The sequence below is a fragment of the Nocardia sp. NPDC049220 genome (assembly GCF_040647855.1).
GTDB lineage: Bacteria > Actinomycetota > Actinomycetes > Mycobacteriales > Mycobacteriaceae > Nocardia.
The window spans coordinates 1,065,190-1,082,256 of record NZ_JBEZDA010000001.1; the positions used below are offsets into that span (position 1 = coordinate 1,065,190).

At 68.0% G+C, this 17,067-nt stretch carries 14 protein-coding genes; 6 read left to right on the top strand and 8 right to left on the bottom strand.

Annotated features, from left to right (window positions below; genetic code table 11):
- Positions 1–42: 42 nt before the first annotated feature.
- Complete coding sequence (locus AB0C34_RS04675) at positions 43–1,314, top strand: acetoin utilization protein AcuC (protein WP_357067425.1); 1,272 nt, start codon at positions 43–45, stop codon at positions 1,312–1,314.
- A complete protein-coding gene (locus tag AB0C34_RS04680; protein ID WP_357067427.1) occupies positions 1,307–3,976 on the top strand; it encodes a GNAT family N-acetyltransferase in 2,670 nt (889 codons plus the stop codon). Before AB0C34_RS04675 ends, AB0C34_RS04680 begins: the two co-directional genes overlap by 8 nt.
- Positions 3,977–4,127: 151 nt before the next feature.
- Here AB0C34_RS04680 and AB0C34_RS04685 read toward each other — a convergent pair whose 3' ends face one another.
- From AB0C34_RS04685 to AB0C34_RS04695, 3 genes are all read right to left on the bottom strand, one after another.
- Positions 4,128–5,096: a sigma-70 family RNA polymerase sigma factor gene (locus AB0C34_RS04685; protein ID WP_357067429.1), complete on the bottom strand. Its 969-nt coding sequence runs from the start codon at positions 5,094–5,096 to the stop codon at positions 4,128–4,130.
- Between the two features lie 193 nt (positions 5,097–5,289).
- Positions 5,290–6,834, bottom strand: coding sequence for a methyltransferase (locus tag AB0C34_RS04690; protein ID WP_357068489.1), 1,545 nt, complete (start codon positions 6,832–6,834; stop codon positions 5,290–5,292).
- A gap of 77 nt (positions 6,835–6,911) precedes the next feature.
- Positions 6,912–7,700, bottom strand: a complete 789-nt coding sequence (locus AB0C34_RS04695) for a VOC family protein (protein WP_357067431.1) — start codon at positions 7,698–7,700, stop codon at positions 6,912–6,914.
- Positions 7,701–7,851: 151 nt separating this feature from the next.
- On the opposite strand from AB0C34_RS04695, the gene AB0C34_RS04700 reads away from it, so the two are divergent.
- Complete coding sequence (locus AB0C34_RS04700) at positions 7,852–9,147, top strand: MFS transporter (RefSeq protein WP_357067433.1); 1,296 nt, start codon at positions 7,852–7,854, stop codon at positions 9,145–9,147.
- Between the two features lie 31 nt (positions 9,148–9,178).
- Here the strand turns inward: AB0C34_RS04700 and AB0C34_RS04705 are convergent, their stop codons facing one another.
- Positions 9,179–9,532, bottom strand: coding sequence for a DUF3099 domain-containing protein (locus AB0C34_RS04705; RefSeq protein ID WP_357068491.1), 354 nt, complete (start codon positions 9,530–9,532; stop codon positions 9,179–9,181).
- Between the two features lie 148 nt (positions 9,533–9,680).
- Between AB0C34_RS04705 and AB0C34_RS04710 the strand changes: the two genes are divergently transcribed.
- Positions 9,681–9,917 (top strand): DUF3039 domain-containing protein, encoded by a 237-nt coding sequence (locus tag AB0C34_RS04710; protein ID WP_357067435.1) that lies wholly within the window; start codon positions 9,681–9,683, stop codon positions 9,915–9,917.
- Positions 9,918–9,991: 74 nt separating this feature from the next.
- On the opposite strand, the gene AB0C34_RS04715 is transcribed toward AB0C34_RS04710, so the two are convergent.
- Positions 9,992–11,011: a YihY/virulence factor BrkB family protein gene (locus tag AB0C34_RS04715; RefSeq protein WP_357068493.1), complete on the bottom strand. Its 1,020-nt coding sequence runs from the start codon at positions 11,009–11,011 to the stop codon at positions 9,992–9,994.
- Between the two features lie 349 nt (positions 11,012–11,360).
- Between AB0C34_RS04715 and AB0C34_RS04720 the strand changes: the two genes are divergently transcribed.
- A complete protein-coding gene (locus tag AB0C34_RS04720) occupies positions 11,361–13,070 on the top strand; it encodes a DEAD/DEAH box helicase (protein WP_357068495.1) in 1,710 nt (569 codons plus the stop codon).
- Positions 13,071–13,122: 52 nt separating this feature from the next.
- Here AB0C34_RS04720 and AB0C34_RS04725 read toward each other — a convergent pair whose 3' ends face one another.
- Positions 13,123–13,725 (bottom strand): TetR/AcrR family transcriptional regulator, encoded by a 603-nt coding sequence (locus AB0C34_RS04725; protein ID WP_357067437.1) that lies wholly within the window; start codon positions 13,723–13,725, stop codon positions 13,123–13,125.
- A 105-nt stretch (positions 13,726–13,830) separates the two neighbouring features.
- Here AB0C34_RS04725 and AB0C34_RS04730 point away from each other — a divergent pair, with 105 nt between their 5' ends.
- Entirely contained in the window at positions 13,831–14,571 is a 741-nt protein-coding gene (locus AB0C34_RS04730; RefSeq protein WP_357067439.1) for an SDR family oxidoreductase, read from the top strand.
- A 66-nt stretch (positions 14,572–14,637) separates the two neighbouring features.
- Here the strand turns inward: AB0C34_RS04730 and AB0C34_RS04735 are convergent, their stop codons facing one another.
- Together AB0C34_RS04735 and AB0C34_RS04740 are read right to left on the bottom strand one after the other, a co-directional pair.
- Positions 14,638–15,189, bottom strand: coding sequence for a hypothetical protein (locus AB0C34_RS04735; RefSeq protein ID WP_357067441.1), 552 nt, complete (start codon positions 15,187–15,189; stop codon positions 14,638–14,640).
- Between the two features lies 1 nt (position 15,190).
- Positions 15,191–16,963 carry a DEAD/DEAH box helicase gene (locus AB0C34_RS04740; RefSeq protein ID WP_357067442.1) on the bottom strand — a complete coding sequence of 591 codons (1,773 nt, stop codon included), beginning with the start codon at positions 16,961–16,963 and terminating at the stop codon, positions 15,191–15,193.
- Between the last annotated feature and the right edge of the window lie 104 nt (positions 16,964–17,067).

The window sequence follows — 17,067 nt, forward strand, 5'->3', positions numbered from 1 at the left end:
AACGTTCTACGGGGTCGCTTGCTTCCCGCTAGCGTTGCGAGCATGGCCACTGCACCGCGCAGCGAACCCCCGGCGCCGACCTCATTCGCCACGGGCCACGCGGGAACGGTCGTCTGGACCGACCGTTTCCTCGACTACACCTGGACTCCGGAGCATCCGATGAAACCGGCGCGCCTGAAGTTCACCATGGCGTTGGCGGAAAGTCTCGGATTGCTCGACGGTGTCGACCTGCTGGAGCCGGCGTCTGCCGATCTCCCGGACCTGTTGCGTATCCACACGGCCCCGTACATCGAGGCGGTCCAGCACGCCGTGCCCCCGGTCGATACGGCGACCGCGCCCCCCTACGGTCTGGGCTCGTCGGACAATCCGGTCTTCCCGCGTATGCATCAGGCGGCGTCCACGATCGTCGGCGGTACCTTGGCCGCTGCCCGCGAGATCGCGGAGGGCCGCGCGAAACGAGCAGTGAGCATCGGCGGCGGCATGCACCACGCGATGGCCGATTCGGCTGCCGGATTCTGCGTGTACAACGACCTTGCCATCGCCATCTCCTGGCTACTGGACCACGGTTTCGACCGCGTCGCCTACATCGATGTCGACGTGCACCACGGCGACGGTGTGCAACGGGCGTTCTACCGCGACCCCAGGGTGCTCACCATCTCGCTGCACCAGCATCCGGCGACGCTGTGGCCCAACACCGGATGGCCGGAGGAGATCGGCACCGGTGCGGCGGAGGGCACCTCGATCAACCTGGCACTGCTGCCGGGCACCCGGGATACGCAGTGGCTACGCGGTTTCCACGCGGTCGTGCCCAGTGTGGTCGAAGCGTTTCACCCGCAGATCGTGGTCAGTCAGTGTGGTGTGGACACCCACCGCGAGGATCCTCTCGCCGACCTGGACCTCACCGTAGACGGTCAGCGGGCCGCATTCCGTGCCATGCGCGACCTCGCCGACAAGCATGCCGAAGGGCGCTGGCTCGCCGTCGGCGGTGGCGGATACGGCCTGCTCCGCGTGGTGCCGCGGGCCTGGACTCACCTCCTCGCCACCGCGTTGGACCGCACGGTCGAGCCGGCGACTGTGATTCCGCAGAGCTGGATCGACCGGATCCGCGCCGAAGCACCGCAGGCGGACCCGCCGCGCACCATGGGGGACGGTGGTGACGTGAATTACCGTCCATGGGATGGACCCGGGGGTACCGGGGAGACCGGGGACGCGCGTTTCGACCACGCGCAACGCGCTGTCGATATGGCCGTGCTGGCCACCCGACGAGCGACTTTCGGGTTGCTGGGTCTCGATTCGGAGGACCCCCGTGACTGACGCGCCCGATACTCCCGACAACCCCGCTTTCCCCCCGCTGCCGCACCACTGGTTCGCCGACGTGCTGGCCGCCGACGGCGGAGTCGTGCGACTGCGCCCGATCACACCGGACGACGTGGACCGACTTCAAGAGTTCCACGCCGCGCTGTCGGACCGCACTCGGTATCTGCGGTATTTCGGCCCGTACCCGCGAATTTCGCCCAAGGACCTGCACCGGACCACCCATGTCGACTATCACGACCGGGTCGGGTTGGTGCTGGAGCTGGGTGCGGCGATCGTGGCGGTGGGCCGCTACGACCTGCTGGACCGGGCCGGGCCGCGGGCCGCGGAGGTCGCGTTCGTGGTGGCCGACGGACATCAAGGGCGTGGACTCGGCTCGGTGCTGCTGGAGCATTTGGCGGGCGCTGCCGCCGAGAACAAGATCGAAACTTTCGTCGCCGAGGTGCTCGCGGAGAACACCGTGATGGTGACCGTGTTTCGGGAGGCGGGCTATCAGATCGAACGCAGCAGAGACGGGTCGGTACTGCATCTGGAGTTCGCCATCGACCCCACCGAAGCGCTCCTTTCCGTGCGGGATTCGCGCGAGCGGGCCTCGGAGGCCCGCAGTGTGGGCAATCTGCTCGCGCCACGGTCGGTCGCCGTGATCGGCGCCACTCCGGGGGCGGGCAGGGTCGGCGGGGTGGTTTTGGCGAACCTCTTGTCCGGCGCGTTCCAGGGACCTGTGTTCCCGGTGAACCCGAACCGCGCATCGGTGCGGGGGGTGCGCGCCTATGCGACGGTCCGGGAGATCCCGGACGAGGTCGATCTCGCGGTAGTTGCGGTCCCGCCCGCCGCGATCGGTTCGGTGCTCGACGACTGTATGGCCAAAGGCGTCAAGGGACTCGTGGTGCTGACGGCAGGTTTCGTCGAGACCGGCCAGGGCGGTGTGGAAGCCGAACATGAGCTGGTCGCCGCCGCCCGTGGCCACGGCATGCGGCTGGTCGGACCAAGTGCGCTCGGTATCGCGAACACCGACCCGACGGTGGCCATGAACGCGACCCTGGCCTCGGTGCTACCTGGGCGCGGCCGGATCGGCTTCTTCTGCCAGTCCGGACCGTTGGGGGCCGCTATTCTGGGCGAGGCCGCCGCGCGCAATCTGGGGCTGTCGACCTTCGTGTCGGCGGGCAACCGCGCCGATGTCTCCGGCAACGACCTGCTGCAGTACTGGGACACCGATCCGGACACCGATGTCGTACTGCTGTATCTGGAGAGTTTCGGCAATCCGCGCAAATTCTCCCGGATCGCGCGTCGGGTGGCCCGAACCAAACCGATCGTGGCGGTGAGCAGCGGCCGCTCCGCGGCTCAGCCGGCCGGAGTCATGGACCGGTCGATCGTGCGGGACCTGTTCGCGCAGGCAGGCATCGTCCAGGTCGACTCGATCTCCGAACTCTTCGATTGCGCCGCCCTGCTCGGCTACCAGCCGCTGCCACGTGGTTCGCGACTCGCGGTGATCGGCAACAGCACCGCGTTGAATTGGCTGGCCGTCGATGCGGCCAGGGGCGAGGGGCTGACGGTCCGCGATTCGGTGAACCTCGGGCCGCAGGCAATGCCGGGCGCTTACCTGGACGCCATGGTCACGGCTCTGCGATCGGACGAGATCGACTCCGTGATCGTGGTGTTCGCGCCTCCGGTGCCGCAGCCGACCGGCGGGTTCGCCGATGCCATCCGCGCTGCGGCGGCCGCCGTGCCCGAGGCAGGGAAACCGATCCTCACCACATTCGTTGCCGAACAGGGAATTCCGAATCTGCTGGCGGTACGCGGCACCGGCGCCACGGCGGTTCGTGGGTCGATCCCGTCCTACCCCGACCCTGAGCGCGCCGCACGGGCACTGGCCAGGGTCCGCCGCTACGCTGAGTGGCGGACCAGACCCGTCTCGACGGTAGCGCGGCCTGGGGGCATCGACACCGACCGGGCCCGCGGGCTGGTGACCGAATGGTTGGCGGCGACGGGCGGCCGTCGGCTCACCGATCTGGAAGTCGTGGAACTGCTTGCTTGCTATGGCATTTCGGTCGTGGACTTTCGCGAGGTGCGCACCGCGAACGAAGCGATCGCGGCCGCAGCAGAACTCGGCTACCCGGTGGCGGTCAAGGCGACCGGTGAATTGTGGCGACGCAGGCCGGATCTCACCGGCGTCCGGCTCGACTTGTGGCGTCCGGAAGCGGTTGGGCAGGCGTATGTCGATCTAGCCGAGTTGTGCGGCGACCCGGTGCTCCATATCCAGAAGATGGCCACGAAGGGCGTCGGCTGCATCCTGCGCGTGCAGGACGATCCGTCCTTCGGGTCGGTGATCGAGTTCGGACTGTCCGGTCTGATCATCGAGCTTCTGGGCGATCGCGCCTATCGGGCGCTTCCGCTGACCGCTGAGGAGGCGGCAGCTCTGATCGACGCCCCGCGTGCCGCCCCGCTATTGTCCGGTACCTCGGTGAGCCCTCGGGTCGACAAGGCCGCGCTCGCCGAACTGGCCCAGCGCATCTCGGTCCTTGTCGACGACCTGCCGGAGATGCGCGAGCTGTCCTTCGACCCGGTGCTGGCGTCGCCGACCTCGGCCGCGATTCTCTATGCACGCGGCCGGATCGGACCGGAACCAAGTCGTTTCGACGTCGGTCCGCGCCGGCTGGGCTGAAGTTCGTGCAAACTGAAGACTCCGCCGTCCGGTCGCGCGAGATCCACAGGAGCGGAATCCACAATCACCGGCCGATGGCTGGATGGTGACCTCAGTCGAAGCCACCGAGCCGTCGCCGAGCTGGCTCGAAACGGCTCGGCGACAGCGATGATCAGCTGGCGTAGGCGCGGAGCCGATCGGCGCGCTCGCCCTTGCGCAGTTTCGACATGACTTCACGCTCGATCTGGCGCACCCGCTCGCGGGAAAGGCCGAAGAGCTTGCCGATCTGATCCAACGTGCGCGGCTGTCCGTCGTCGAGACCGAAGCGCAGCCGGATGACCTGCTGCTCCCGCTCGTCGAGCGTGGCGAGCACACTGCGTACGTCGTGATGCAGCAAACCGGCGATCACTGCGGATTCGGCCGAGGTCGCCTCGGAATCCTCGATGAAATCGCCCAGTGGAGCCTCTTCGTCGTTGCCGACCGGCATGTCCAGGCTCACCGGGTCACGGCTGTGGTCGAGCAGATCCGAGATCTTGTCCACGGGGATGCCGGACTCGTTGGCGAGTTCCTGGTCGGTGGCCTCGCGGCCCAGTTGCTGATGCAATTCACGCTTGATTCGTGCCAGCTTGTTCACCTGCTCGACCAGGTGGACCGGCAGCCGGATGGTGCGGCTCTGGTCGGCCATACCGCGGGTGATCGCCTGCCGGATCCACCAGGTGGCGTAGGTGGAGAACTTGAAGCCCTTGGCGTAGTCGAACTTCTCCATGGCGCGAATCAGGCCCAGATTGCCCTCTTGAATGAGGTCGAGCAGCGGCATGCCGCGACCGGTATAGCGCTTGGCGAGCGAGACAACGAGGCGCAGGTTGGCTTCGAGCAGATGCGAGCGGGCCGCCTGGCCCTCTCGCACGATAATGGCTAGATCGCGCTTGCGGGCTGCCGACAGTCGCTTGCCGGTTTCCAAGAGATGTTGCGCGTACAGGCCCGCCTCGATGCACTTGGCCAACTCGACCTCGTCGGCAGCCGTGAGCAGCGCGGTACGGCCGATCCCATTCAGGTACACACGTACCAGATCGGCGGCAGGGCTCTGGGCGTCGAGGTCCGAATCGCTGGCGCGCACTCGAGTGGTGGCGGGGCTTGTCATGACTTGCCTCCTGTCGGTGGTGTCTCATTCCGATCAACGGACCCGACACTGAGAAAGTTCCCCGCCATGCCTTTCATAAACCGCTCTGAACTGCGGTTTTTGTCACTCTCGTCTGAGAAGTTCCTGAGAAGCACCCGGCGAGGGAACGGCCCCTGGTGCAGGGTCCGCACCGCCGTTTCGCGCGGTCGTGGGGTTACACGGGCCGCACCAATCCGTGCCGCACCAATCCGGCAACCACGGACAACGCATCGGCGGCGAACTCGGCGGTCACCGCGTCGGATCCGTGGGCGAGCGCCAGCAGTTCGATCAGTTCGTACAACGGGAGGCCGTCCGCCCGCATTCCCGCCAGTAGCGAGACGGTGGTCTCGTTCACCTCGTGCTGCCAGCGGGGACCGTCGCCGCGGTGCACGCGCGCGACCGTGGGTGCCCAGCCTTCGGGCCCTGGCAGGGCGACACGCTCCAGCGCGGTCGCCGGGTCGACGACGAAACGGGACGACCAGGCGAGATTTTCGTCGGCGGCGACAGCGCGTAGCCAGGCCGAGCGCTCGAAGTAGCGGAGGGCCTCCCCGCCGAGCGGATCGTCGAAACCGTGAGTGAGATCCTCGGCGAGCAGTTCGGTCGGGCCGTCGATGGCGCGCAGGTAGACGAAGCCGAAGCCGATGCCTTCCACATCCGCCGTGGTGAAGGCGTCGAGCCACTCCTCGGCACGTGCCTGTGCGATCGGGTCGCGTGGATCGAGGCCTGCGTCGCGCAACCAGGTGCCGACATAGAGGGCGGGGTCCGCGACGTCGCGTTGCACCACCCAGGCGTCGACGCCTTGCGCGGGCAGCCAAGACGAGACCCGCCCGCGCCAGTCTTGCCCGTCGACGTGTACCCACGCCGCCAACATCGCGGCGGTGCCGCCCGGTGCGAGTAGGTCGGCTGCCTGCGAGATCACCAACTCGCTTGCGCCGTCCAGGCCGAGGCCGGAATCACGGTAGGTGTGTTCGACACGGGCCGGGCCGACCACGAACGGTGGATTGGCCACGATTTGGTCGAAGCGCCTGCCCTGGACCGGGTCGAACCAAGAGCCCTCGACCAGTTCGATGTCGAGTTCGTTGAGGGCGGCGGTCGCCTCGGCCAGCCACAGGGCGCGGGCGTTGACATCGGTGGCGGTGATGTGGTCGGCATAGGACGCGGCGTGCACTGCCTGCACTCCGCAGCCGGTGCCGAGGTCGAGTACCGTCCCGACCGGGCGGGTGGGCGTGGCGCGCAGTAGCGAGAGGGACGCGTGACCGACACCGAGCACGTGGTCCTCGGCCAGGGTGCGCCTCCGCATCGATTCGTCGAGGTCCGACAGGATCCATCGGGTGCCCGCGCCCGCGTCCAGTGGACGCAGGTCCAGCGCCGCGCGGAGCGCATCGCCGTCGCGGTCGAGCAGTCCCGCGGCGACCGCACGGTCGACCTCCACCGGTGCGAGCGCGGCGGCCACCTCCCGCACCGGCAGGGCATCTCCGAGCAGCAGCAGGCGGATGAGGGTGCCCAACTCGCCGGCATCGCGTGCGGCACGTCGCACCGGAACCGGCTCCGAGCGGCTCAGTGCCGCATGTGCGCCTGCGCCGAGCACGTCCAACAGGGTGTCGGCGTCGTATCCGACCCTGGTCAGCGCCGTCCGCAGGTCCGGGCAGAGCGCAGTGAGGAGCGAGCCGGTGATGGTCGATCGGTTCGTGGGCACATCGGTACTCTGCCATCGCACCATTCCCACGCAGACCAGGTGTCCACCGCGGCACGCCGCGGTCCGCGGCGACCGAGGGCCTCGGGTCGCCGCCCGCCGTGTCACCGGGGTGCGAGTAGAGCATGCTGCCGCTGGTCCGGGTGGGGCCTACCCGAATCAGATCCCGTTGGGTCGCGGGCGGTGACGCGGTACCGAACGTCACCCGGATCGCTCAGCACGATCGACTGTTCGCGGCGCCGCATCAGGAAGTCGCGCCGAGCGATGGGTGCCAGGCGGCGGTGGCGTCGATATCGCCCGCGGACACATCGACGTGCGCGCTGGTCGAGAGGCCATCGCCGACGCATCGCGGCAGCAGTTGGACGGTAACTGCTCCGCGGGACGCAGCCAGCCGAAGGCGATCTGCCGTGTCGGAACTCCCAGCCGGTCAACGACTTCCAACAGCTGGTCTCGGCGACGTAGTCGGTGAGGCCGATGGCGAGGCACACTCGGTCCACACGTGACATCGCGCCGTCAGGAGTTCGCGCGGCGGGGGCGGGCATGCTTTTGGCGCGGCCGCTCGGGGTCAAACCGAACATTTGGCCGACGGGGGAGTGCGGGACGGCGTAGTCCGGGTGGTTCGCGACCAGTTCGGCGTCCAGATCGAGCGCGGCGCGCACGGCGCTGGGATGTCGTCGACGTCCACCGTCGAGGTGCACACCGCCGAGTCCGGTCACCGCCTGCGTCTTGACGCCCGCCTCGGCGAACAGTGCCGGGTGGGGCATGACGGTAACGAATTCATCGTGCGCGCCTCGCCGAGCGGAGGGCTGGGTGGCGGTGACCGTGGACCAGAACGCGCAGTCGTCGAAGCGCTGGGCCGGGCGAGCCAGGAAGGCCCAGATCCACCGAATCATGTTCATCCCTGTCGCGTTCCCCCGCCACACCGGAGGGACGCTTTCCCGCGTTGTCGAGGAGATCGGCGGTGCGCCGCGATTGGCATGAATTTGATGCGATATGGCATTTCGGCCACTCGCTGCGTCGGCGATGTTCCGGCAGGCTCAGCGGGTGACCGAACTGAAGACACTGTCTACCTCCGCGTCCGTCGATTCCGCGCCTCGGGCGCGCATCCACCCGGCATGGCTGGTCGCGGGCGTCGGCTTCATCACGCTCCTGGGCGCCGCGGGATTCCGATCGGTGCCGAGTGTGCTGATGGACCCGCTGCACGAGGAGTTCGGCTGGTCGCACGGCACCATCGGCGCGGCCGTCTCCCTGAATCTTCTGCTGTACGGACTGATCTCGCCATTCGCGGCGGCGTTGATGGACCGGTTCGGTATCCGCAGGGTCGTGGCCTGTGCGCTGATCGCGGTCGCCGCGGGCAGCGGATTGACGGTGTACATGTCTCAGCCTTGGCATCTGATCATGACGTGGGGTCTGTTGGTCGGCGTTGGGGTCGGGTCGATGTCGATGCCGTTCGTCGCGACCATCACCGGCCGCTGGTTCGTGCGGCAGCGGGGTCTGGTGACCGGCATCCTCACCGCGGCCGGCGCGACCGGACAGCTGATCTTCCTTCCGCTGGTGTCGGCGGTGGCGCACGCGCACGGCTGGCGCCTGCCGTCGTTGATCGTGGCCGGTGCGGCGCTGGCCGTCGTGCCACTGGTGCTGTTGTTCATCCGGGACTACCCGAGCGATGTCGCAGCGACCGCCTACGGCGCCGAGCCGGACAGCCTTGTCGGTGTGCGCGTGCAGGCGCCCTTCGGTGCATTGCGTGCGCTGACCGTGCTCGGCACAATCGCGCGCAGACCCGGATTCTGGCTGCTGGCCGGGGGGTTCGCGGTCTGTGGCGCGTCGACCAACGGCCTGGTCGGTACCCATTTCGTCAGCGCGGCCCACGATCACGGGATGCCGCCGACCGCCGCTGCGAGCCTGCTCGCGGTGATCGGGATCTTCGACGTCGCGGGAACCATCGCCTCGGGCTGGCTGACCGACCGAGTCGACCCGCGCTATCTGCTGATCGGCTACTACACCCTTCGCGGCCTGTCGCTGCTGATTCTGCCCGCGCTGCTCGGTCCGGACACGCGGCCGAGCCTGTGGATGTTCATCATCTTCTACGGCCTGGACTGGGTCGCTACGGTGCCGCCGACAGTCACGCTGTGTCGCGAACTGTTCGGCAGCGATGGCGCGGTCGCGTTCGGCTGGGTCTTCGCCTCACACCAGATCGGCTCGGCCGTCGCGGCCACCGGCGCGGGGGTCATCCGTGATCTGCGTGGCAACTATGACCTGGCCTGGTATATCGCGGGTGCGCTCTGCGCCACTGCCGCGGTGATGTCGGCCGTCATTCGCCGCGCCCCGCAGCCAGCGTGACGGCCTGTTCGGCCCGGCGGCCGTATCCGACTCAGCCGTCGATGGCCTTGTGCGGGCGGGACTCGAGGGCGGTCCGTGGCCGGTCCCAGCGGCTCGGCTCGTCCTTGCGGCGGGGCGGGCGGTCGTTGGCGATGAGGACCGCGATCCACGGCAGTGGAATGGAAGCGGCGATGATCAGGATGGACAGCAGCGGGTTGCCGAACGTGCTGTAAGCGACCGCCGCCAGGATCAGGCAGGGGATGCGGAACGCCATGATGATCGTGTAGCGGCGGACGCGGGCGCGGTGCTGGTCGTCCAGCGATGGCGCCGCCTCGGTGATCAGTACCGGGTGTTTGTTGTCGCTGCCCGGGAAATATCCGGGGGAACGGCGGGGCTGCGTGGGCATTGTCACGTCGGGTTGCTCTTCGCGGTCGCGGCCGTCGGCGGAGGGGGAGTCGCCGTTCTGCTGCATACTGCTGAGTCTTCCACTAGCGATGCCTGCGTGCACACACCGTGGTCAGTCACCGAATCGGTGGATGCGGCATCATGGATGCGTGAACACCGACACCATGGTTCGCCCGGATACGACGACCGACGAAACGACGGGCGACGACACCCCGAAGTTTTTTCATTACGTCAAGAAGAACAAAATCGCCGAAAGTGCCGTGATGGGTACCCACGTGGTCGCCCTGTGCGGGGAGGTCTTTCCGGTGACCCGATCGCCCAAGCCCGGCTCTCCGGTGTGCCCGGAGTGCAAGAAGGTCTATGACGGCCTGCGCAAGGGCGACTGAGCGCTTATTGCGCGCGCGGCATCGACGGACGAGGCGATGACGCGCCGGAAAGACACCGACGCGATCCGGCCGGATCACGGGCGGGATGACGGTGGTCCCGCCCGGCCGTTCGGCGGCAACTCGGTGTCCGGCGCGTCGGGCGTGGTTCTGGTACGGAACGACTCGTCCTCGGTCGATGTTTCGCCGGTCGGGCCGGTGTCGCCCCGCATCTGACTGGTGATCCACTCCTTCACCTGTTCCATGCGCGTCGCGCGGGCGGGCCAGAACTCTTGCACCGCGGCGTTGAATTCGGCGCCGAGGATCACCGCGAAACCGAGGAAGAACGTGAACAGCAGGAACGCGATCGGCGTCGCCAAAGCGCCATAAGTGACACCGGTCCGGGTGACCCATGCCAAGTAGCGGCGCAGCACCTCGCTGGCTGTCATGAAGAACACTCCGGCGACCAGTGCCCCGCCGAATAGCCGGTGCCAGGGCAGCGACGTATGCAGTGCCAGTTTGTACAACGTGGTGAGTCCGACGATCAGCAGTAGGCCGACGCCCGGGTAGTAGAAGAAGTCCAGCAGTTGTAGACCGGTCTCCCGCCACGTGGCGGGCAGCACCCGCCCGATCAGCGTCGGTCCCAGCGCCACCAGCGGCAGGATGAACACCGCCGCAACCAGGAACAGCACATAGAGCAGCAACGCGAAAATCCGCTGCCACACCGGGTGTCGCGCGTCCTGCTGGTCGTGGGCTTCGACGATCGCGTCGACGAACGTGGCCATCGCCGAGGACCCGGCCCAGAGCGACAGCACGAATCCCACCGACACCACCGCGCCGCGACCCCGGCCGAGTACGTCCTGCACCGTCGGCTCGATCAGATCCGACACCACGGTCGCACTGAACAGATCACGGCTGAAGGTGATGATCTTGGACTCGACGATCTGCACCGTGTCCGGGCCGAACCATCCGCCGACGTAACCGAGACTGCCGAGCACACCGAGCAAGAGCGGCGCGAGCGAGAGGGTCTGCCAGAACGCTGCCGCAGCCGACTTGGTAAAGATCGAATCGTCCCATGCCTTCTCCGCCACCCGCACGATCAGCGCGAGCGTCTGCATGCCCGCGTGCGCGGCCTTCGCGCCGGCTCGGTCGGCCCACGTCCGGGTGCTCATCGCGACCGAGCGGGCCGACGGGCCGTCGGTCCGTGGCGGATGGCCGCTGAAGGCGGTGTCGTCGCTCATCGTTCTTACAGCATCGCGCACTTCGGGTGTTCACATCGGTTTGTCGGCGCGACGCGTCGGTGGGCCTCGGCGGAACAATCAGAGGTCGCCCGGCGACGTGTGATGCCCATCGCGCACGCCGCGTCGGTTTGGCGACACGCCATGGTGGGCGGATAGGGTCGTGTGCGTGACTGGGTCGGGTGGCGCCGCTGTGGCGGGAGATGCGGAGACGCCGAGCGATTCGGGAGTGGTGCGGACCGCTGGTGGTGGCTCGTTGCGCGCCTGGCAGCGACGTGCGCTGACGAAGTATCTGGCCACCAGACCGCGCGACTTCCTCGCGGTGGCCACCCCGGGCGCGGGAAAGACCACGTTCGCGCTGCGAGTCGCCGCAGAGTTGCTGGCCGACCGCACCGTGGACCAGATCACGGTGGTCGCGCCGACCGAACACCTCAAGCACCAGTGGGCGCAGTCCGCGGCCCGAGCGGGAATCGCGCTGGACTCGCGGTTCTCCAACTCCACCGGCGGCACCTCGGGTGACTACCACGGCGTGGTGGTCACCTACGCGCAGGTCGCCGCGCATCCGTTCCGGCACCGGGTGCGCACCGAAAGCCGCAGGACCCTGGTCATTTTGGACGAGATTCACCACGCGGGCGATGCGAAGACCTGGGGTGACGCGACGGCAGAGGCCTTTGGCGACGCCACTCGCCGTCTCGCGCTCACCGGAACCCCGTTCCGCAGCGACGACAGCCAGATCCCGTTCGTCGTCTACGAGCCCGATGAGTCCGGCTTCCCGAAGTCGCGCGCCGACCACACCTACGGCTATGCCGAGGCCCTCGCTGACGGCGTCGTCCGTCCGGTGGTCTTCCTCGCCTACTCCGGCGAGGCGCACTGGCGTGACAGCGCGGGCGAAGAGTACTCCGCCCGTCTCGGCGAGCCGCTGAACGCCGAGCAGACCGCCCGCGCCTGGCGTACCGCACTGGATCCGGCCGGCGACTGGATCTCTGCCGTGCTGCGCGCCGCGGACATCCGGCTGCGCCAGAAACGCGCTTCCGGCATGCCCGATGCGGGTGGGCTGGTGATCGCCACTGATCAGGAACGTGCTCGCGACTACGCCGAACTGTTGGAACACATCTGCGGCGAGAAGCCTGCGCTGGTTTTGTCCGACGATCCGGCCTCCTCGAATCGGATCGCGGAGTTCGGCAGCAACACCCAATCCTGGATGGTCGCGGTGCGCATGGTGTCCGAAGGTGTCGACGTGCCGCGCCTGGCAGTCGGCGTGTACGCGACCAGCGCCGCCACACCGCTGTACTTCGCGCAGGCGATCGGCCGCTTCGTGCGTGCCCGCAAGGCGGGGGAGACCGCGAGTGTGTTCCTGCCCTCGGTGCCGGTGCTGCTGGATCTGGCCGCCCAGTTGGAGTTGCAGCGCGACCACGTGATCGGCAAGCCGCACCGTGAGAAGAACGGCCTCGACGACGAGTTGCTGATCGACGCCAATAGGCAGAAGGACGAGCCGGGCGAGGAGGAGAAGCCGTTCGTCGCGCTGGCCGCCGACGCCGAACTCGACCAGGTGATCTACGACGGATCCTCGTTCGGCACCGCGACTTTCGCCGGCAGTGACGAGGAGGCCGACTACCTCGGCATCCCAGGGCTGCTCGACGCCGAGCAGATGCGCGCTCTGCTGCGCGACCGGCAGGCACGTCAGGTCGCCGAACGCGGTGCTGTCGTCCCCGATCCGGGCCCGCAGGTGGTCGGCGCCGCCGAACGTGTCGCCACCGCCGATCGGCTCGCCGAACTCCGTCGCGAACTCAACAGCCTGGTGGCCATGCATAATCACCGTACGGGCAAGCCGCACGGCGTAATCCATGGTGAACTGCGCCGCGAATGCGGCGGCCCGCCCACCGCGCTGGCCAGCGCCGACCAACTTGGTGAGCGGATCGCCGCGTTGCGAAGGAAGTAGAGCGCCGCGGAGGAAGTGGTCGGACTCGTCCGGGTGATCGACCGCCCGCGGGTCAGGCGGCCGCACCCGGCCAGGCGGCCATGGCGCAGTCGATGGAAGCGGTGAGTTCGGCGAGCGAGGCTCCGTCTCGGGCCTGGATGGACAGGCCGTAGAGGACCGAAGTGAAGAAGCCGGCCAGGGCTGCGGTGTTCGTCCCCGCGGGCAGGTCCCGCTCGCGAACGCCGCGGTCCAGGCGTTCGCGGATGCCGTCGGTCGTCTCGCGACGCTTGTCGATCAGGAAGTCTCGGATGCTCGCGCTGCGGGTGGTGTATGTGGATCCCGCGAGCACCACCATGCAGCCGTGCGGTTTGTTCTCCTCGGTGTAGGCGATGGCATTGCCCCTCAGCATCGCCTCGATGCTGGCCCGTGCGGTCGGTTCGTCCCGCAGCGCGCGGTCGGTGCAGCCGCCGTCGGTGCGCCCGTACAGGTCGACGGCCTCCCGGAACAGCGCCTCCTTGCCGCCGAATGCGGCATACAGGCTGGGCGAGTTGATCCCCATCGCGACGGTCAGGTCACTCATCGCGGAGCCTTCGTACCCGTGTTCCCAGAACACCTCCATGGCACGGCGCAACGCCTCCGTGCGATCGAAGGCGCGCGGGCGTCCGCGTTCGGCCATGCCGGGGTCCTTTCTGTGTCGATCGTTAAATATACCCCTTGACAGTGCTGCGCCGAATGCGCTTTAGTATTTATGTATTGATCGGCACAAAAATGGAGGCGTCCGATGTCGGACCTCACGGGCAAAGTGGCACTGGTGACCGGCGGCAGCCGCGGGATCGGGGCGGCGATCGTCCGCAGTCTCGCTGCCGTAGGTGCCGATGTCGCGCTGACCTACCAGACCGCCGAGGCGAAGGCGAAATCCGTGGTCGAAACGGTCGAAGCGCTCGGGCGTCGTGCGATCGCGATCCAGGCCGACAGCGCCGACGCCGACGCGGTGCGCGCCGCGGTGCATCGGACCGCGTCCCTACTCGGCGGACTGGACATTCTGGTCAACAACGCGGGTATCTTCCCGGCGAAGCCGTTCGAGGAGTTCACCGTGGCCGAGATCGACAACGCGCTCAATGTGCACGCGCGCGCCGCGTTCGTCGGTGCGCAGGCGGCGGTCGCGCACATGTCCGCCGGCGGACGGATCATCAGCATCGGTAGCAACCTGTCCGAGCACGCGCCGTTCGGCGGTCTCGCGCTCTACAACCTGAGCAAGTCCGCGCTCAACGGTTTCACCAAGGCGCTGGCCCGTGAACTCGGCCCGCGGGCGATCACGGTGAACCTGGTGCAGCCCGGCTCCACCGACACCGACATGAACCCGCGGGACGGCGACCACGCGCTGGTGCAACGCGACCTGACCGCCCTCGGCCGATTCGGCGCCGCCGCCGACGTCGCGGCCGCGGTGGCCTTCTTGGCAGGCGAGTCCGGACGCAGCGTCACCGGCGCGATTCTCACTGTCGACAGCGGCACGAACGCTTGATCACCCGGCGAAGTACCGCCCCGGCGACCATTCTCCGAGGACCAGCGATCGGACGGGACGAGTAACTCAGTTCACCACCGTCCCGAAGTAGTCCGCGGGATCGAGCGCACTGATCGGGGTCCAGCGTGTCGGAAGTGCGGGGAGCGTCGAATCTCGGCGCACTGCACGAAAATAGCCCTGGATCTCCAGGGTGATCCGTGGGTTCTCGTCGACTCGGCGCGCCATCTCGTAGTACACCGCGAGCACATGCAGGCAGCGTGCGGACCGTGCCGAGCACGAGCAGTCGGTGCCCGCGAGAATCGGTGCGGGCGCGGTTCCTGCCGCCACAACCGCCCGGTGCAGGTCGTCGGTCAGCACACTCGCGTCCACAACGATCTCCGCGATGGCGTTGATCGCCGTCCTGGACAGTGGCGCCACTTCCAGATGGGTCAGCGAGGCTTGGCCGCCGCGGTGGATGGTCGCGCGCACGACCCCGTCCTCGATGGTGGCGTGCACGCCGTGGTTGCGTGTGATGCTGCGGGCGCGGGGGAGCAGCGGATCCGGCCTGGTCTGGCGCAGCGGCTCGGCGAGGCGCACCCAGTCCATGCCCCATGCGGTGTAGCCGAATTCGTTGTCCACCTCAGTTCTCCCGCTTGCGGCGCAGGATCTCGATCAACTGGTCGTCGGGGAGCGCGGCCAGCGTGGCGATACCCGAAGCGTCGCCGAGGTCGGTCAGCGCCGCCTTGCGGTCGTGCATGCCCGCGATGTGCTCCTCCACGGTGGTGGTCGAGGTGAATGTGGTGATGGTGACCGGACGGGTTTGGCCGATCCGGTGTGCCCGGTCGGAGGCCTGCGCCTCCACCGCGGGATTCCACCAGCGGTCGAAATGGATGACGTCGGCGGCGCGGGTGAGGGTGAGTCCGGTGCCCGCCGCGCGCAGGCTCAGCACCAGTACCGACGGCCCGTCCTCGGCCTGGAATCGGGACACGATCGCGGCGCGTTCGGCCTGGCTCAGTCCGCCGTGGAAAAACGGCGCCGCCACCCCGAATCGGTCGGCGAGGTGGCGCACGAGTACCTCGCCGGTCTGCCGGTACTGGGTGAAGAGCAAGGTGGGGCTGGCGGTCGCGAGATTGGTGGCCAGGATGTCGGTGCACAGGTCGAGTTTTCCGGACCGGCCCGTCAACTCGGCGAGATCGCCGGTCACCAGGCCCGGGTGGTTGCAGACCTGTTTGAGCGAGGTCAGCGCCGCGAGCACGCGGCCGTGACGCTCGATGCCGGAACCGAATCCATCCTCGACAGCCTGCGCCAACAGCCGGTCGTAGAGTTCTTCCTGCTCGACGGTGAGGTCGCAGAGCAGGTTGCTGTGGATCTTCGCGGGGAGCGCCGCGGCAACCTGGCTCTTCTTGCGCGCCAGCAGCACCGGTTCGATGGCGTCGCGTAGCCGCGCCGCTGCGGCTGCCGACCCTTCGTGGACTGGGCGCACGAACCGCCGCCGGAACTGCGTTCGGTGTCCGAACAGCCGGGGTGCGACCAGATGCAGTAGCGCCCATAGCTCGTCGAGATGGTTCTCGATCGGCGTCCCGGTCAGCGCGACCGTCGCCGTGGATTCGAGTGCTCGCGCGGCCTTGGCGACCTGGGTGCGCGGATTCTTCAGTGCCTGTGCCTCGTCGAAGACCGTTGTCGCCCAGCGTTGCCCGCCGAGTAGCGCCCCGTGGAGTCGAAGCGTCGGATATCCGGCTACGACAACTGTCCCCGCCTCGGCCGAGATCGTGCCACCGCGCCAAGCGGCCGCGCGCAACCCCGGCGCGAATCGCTCGATCTCATACATCCAGTTCCCGACCAGCGAGGTCGGGCACACTACGAGCTGTGGCCCCGTCGCAGCCCGGCCGAGCAGGAATCCGATGGTCTGCACGGTCTTACCGAGGCCCATCTCGTCGGCGAGCACCGCGCCGCCGTGCGCGTCGACGGTCTCGCGCAACCACCCGACCCCGCGTGCCTGATAGGGCCGAAGGTGCGCCGTCAGCGTCGAACGCAGTTCCGCCGCTACTGTTTCGGTGTCGCGCAATACCCGGAGTGCGCGCTCGGCCGACATGATCGCGGTCCGGGAGGCATCCGGCACCGCGTGCGCGGCCACGGGCATCGTGGGTACGCCGGTCGTCGCTGCGGGGTCCGCCGCTATCGGGTCAGCGATGGGGCCGCGCAGTATGTCCTGCCAGAACTGGACCGACCGACCGGCGTGTTCGATCGCCCGGCCGGCGAAGGTCTCGGGGTCCACCAGTGTGGTGTCGACGTCCACAACCTCGATCGCACCGACTGCTCCGACCGGAACGGCCAGTGCCAAGGTCTCCTGGTCGCCGTAGCCGCGCGGGGCTGGTCCGGTATCGCGTCCGGACCATGTCCACAATGCGAACATATGCCGATCCGGCAGGTAGGTGGCGTGTGTGCTGGGCAGAACTAACTCCTTGAATTAACGTATGGCGTACGGAGTATTGGAACATCGTACAGTGTACTGGATTA